We start from the raw sequence: 2,888 nt of genomic DNA, 5'->3' as shown, positions 1-2,888 counted from the left end.
GGGTGGCGCCGATCGGGCGAAGCCAGCGCACCCTGGTCGATGGCAACCGCGGCGCGACGACCGGCGGCGCGATCGGCACAGTCATGGAACGAGTGTGGCGGACGATGCCGCCGGTCATGCGGGTGTCGCGAGGAAGGCGCGCACGGCCGCCTCGACCTGGGCGCGAGCCGGCCCGATCCAGAACAGATGGCTGGGTGCGTCGAGCTCGACGAGAGTGGCGGTCGGGATCGTCTGCACGAGGTCCTCGGCATGCCTGAACGCGACCCCTGCGTCGTCGCGGGAGGCCGTCACCAGGGTGGGACAGCGGACCTCGGTCTGGAACAGGCGGCGATAGGAACGCCGCCCCGCCCGGCCTTGGCGGAGGTCGTTCACGAACCCCGCTCCGGAGGACATCGTCCGGAACAGCTCCCGAGCGAGGGTCCGGTCGGCCGCCGACCATGTGTGCCACCAGTCGTCGAGCGGCCTCGTCGAGAGCGTCGCGACCATCCTTCGCAGGCCCCTGTCCGAGGCGACCCGCCGGGCGATCGCCGACCAGACCACACGCTGCGAGCCCGGTGCGAACACGAGCGGCCCGAGCAGCGCCTGCCGAGCCGTGTCTGGATAGGCGTGGGTGGACGGCGCACAGCTGTGCAGCGCGAGGCGCGGCACCAGCCAAGGCAGCGCCACAGCGCAATGGATCGCCTGCATGCCGCCGAAGGACACCCCGACAGCCCCGGCCGTCTCGGTGATTCCCAACCGCTCGCAGCACTCCGCCACGGCCGGCACGAACTTCTGAGCAGCGAGCTGCCCCACGTGGGTGGCGCCGTAGCCGGGCCTGGAGAACGAGAGGATGCCGTGGCCGAGGGACGCGTAGACGCTCCACCCGCAGTCGACAGCCGCGGGGCAATGCCCTCCCGGGAAGAAGAGCACCGGCGCCCTGTCGCCTACCAGGAGCATGACCTCGACGGCACCGAGCCGGGTCTGGACCACCCTGGTCGCTCGCACCGAACGAGCATAGGAGCCGTGGATCCGCGCGAAGGTGCCAGCACGTGCGCCCCAGGCATGGTCGCTGGACAGTTACGTGGATACAGTCGCAGCGCCCAGCCCCGTCAGGAGGACGTGATGGACTCGACACTCGATCTCGACGGATACCGGCCCGGGGCCGAGGACAGCCTGCGCGAGTACATCGACCGGCTCGTCGCGGAGGGCTACACCGTGTCCGGTGGCGAGGGTGCGGACCCCGTGCTCATCGACCCGGGCGGCAAGGCCGTCGAGACCTGGCGCGAGGACTACCCGTACGACGAGCTGATGGACCGCGAGGAGTACGAGGAGGCCAAGTACCGCCTCCAGATCGAGCTGCTCAAGCTGCAGTACTGGGCGGAGGACAACGGCGAGCGCCACATCATCGTGTTCGAGGGCCGCGACGCGGCGGGCAAGGGCGGCACGATCAAGCGGTTCATGGAGCACCTGAACCCGCGCGCGGCACGCGTCGTGGCGCTGACCAAGCCCACGAGGACCGAGCGGGGCCAGTGGTTCTTCCAGCGGTACGTCCAGCACTTCCCGACCGCCGGCGAGATCGTGCTGTTCGACCGGTCCTGGTACAACCGCGCGGGCGTCGAGCGGGTGATGGGCTTCTGCTCCGACGACGAGTACGCGGCGTTCATGCGCCAGGCCCCGGAGTTCGAGCGGCTGATCGTCGACGACGGCACGCACCTGACCAAGTTCTGGTTCTCGGTCACCCGCCGCGAGCAGCGCACCCGCTTCGCCATCCGCCAGATCGATCCCGTGCGCCGCTGGAAGCTCTCGCCGATGGACCTCGAGTCCCTCGACCGCTGGGAGCAGTACTCCGCGGCGAAGGAGGCGATGTTCGCCGGTACGGACACCGACCCCTCGCCGTGGATCGCGATCCGCAGCAACGACAAGAAGCGCGCCCGGCTCAACGCGATGCGCTACTTCCTCAGCCAGTTCTCGTACGAGGGCAAGGACGAGGCCGTCATCGGCGAGGTCGACCCGCTGATCGTCCAGCGCGGCCGCCACACCGTCGGCGACTGAGCGGCCGACGGTGAAGGTCTTCGCGTCGTACAACATCAAGGGCGGCGTGGGGAAGACCTCCACGGCCGTGAACCTCGCCCACCTCGCTGCGCGCGAGGGGCGACGGACGCTCCTGTGGGACCTGGACCCGCAGGGCGCGGCGACCTACATCTTCCGGGTCCGCCCCCGCGTCAAGGGCGGCGGGCACGCGCTGGTGACCGGGAAGCGCGCGATGGACGACGCGCTCAAGTCGACCGCCTTCGACAACCTGGACCTGCTGCCCGCCGACTTCAGCTACCGCAACCTCGACCTCGAGCTCGACGACGCCAAGAAGCGCACCCGCCGGCTCCGTCAGCTGGTGGCCGACGTCTCCGACGACTACGACGTCGTGTTCCTCGACTGCCCGCCGAGCATCTCGCTGATGTCCGAGAACGTCCTGCACGCCGCTGACACGCTGCTGGTGCCGCTCATCCCCGCGACGCTGTCGATGCGGACGCTGGAGCAGCTGAMGGGCTTCGTGGCCGAGTCCGAGAAGCCGCGACCGAACCTCGTGGCGTTCTTCTCGATGGTCGACCGTCGCAAGCGGCTGCACCGCGACGTCATCGACTCCGCCCCCCGGGAGGGCACGCGCATCGCGAGCACCGAGATCCCGGCCCTGTCGATCGTGGAGCAGATGGCCGAGCGGCAGTCGCCGGTGACCGCCTTCGCCCCGACGAGCCGCGTCGCGCAGTGCTACGAGCAGCTCTGGGCCGAGGTCCGCAAGGCGTAGATCAGCTCGCCGCGGCGAGCCGCTCCAGGAACGCCTCGACGTGCCGGCGCTCGGTGGCCGAGGCGAACGGGCCGAGCGTGTCGTGGATGCTGTCGCCGTGGGACCGCTG

3 protein-coding genes are annotated in these 2,888 nt (G+C 70.1%); 2 read left to right on the top strand and 1 reads right to left on the bottom strand.

All coding sequences use genetic code 11. The features are described 5' to 3' along the window. Positions 1–114: 114 nt before the first annotated feature. The gene (locus ACXJKG_RS20480; RefSeq protein ID WP_456847561.1) at positions 115–792 is read right to left on the bottom strand and encodes an alpha/beta fold hydrolase; all 678 of its coding nucleotides are present in this window, start codon (positions 790–792) and stop codon (positions 115–117) included. Positions 793–1,101: 309 nt separating this feature from the next. Here ACXJKG_RS20480 and ppk2 point away from each other — a divergent pair, with 309 nt between their 5' ends. Together ppk2 and ACXJKG_RS20470 are read left to right on the top strand one after the other, a co-directional pair. Then, the gene (gene ppk2 / locus ACXJKG_RS20475; protein ID WP_456847560.1) at positions 1,102–2,031 is read left to right on the top strand and encodes a polyphosphate kinase 2; all 930 of its coding nucleotides are present in this window, start codon (positions 1,102–1,104) and stop codon (positions 2,029–2,031) included. 10 nt (positions 2,032–2,041) lie between these two features. Next, positions 2,042–2,779 carry a ParA family protein gene (locus ACXJKG_RS20470; protein WP_456847559.1) on the top strand — a complete coding sequence of 246 codons (738 nt, stop codon included), beginning with the start codon at positions 2,042–2,044 and terminating at the stop codon, positions 2,777–2,779. Positions 2,780–2,888 lie beyond the last annotated feature (109 nt).

Source organism: Cellulomonas sp. P5_C6 (genome assembly GCF_054049635.1).
The sequence above is the reverse complement of the archived record's forward strand: the minus strand, read 5'-3'. Positions and strand labels throughout refer to the sequence as shown.

What these genes read in the sequence shown, in the direction of transcription:
- ppk2 (WP_456847560.1), top strand. Translation starts at nt 1,102, where the DNA reads ATGGACTCGACACTCGATCTCGACGGATACCGGCCCGGGGCCGAGGAC.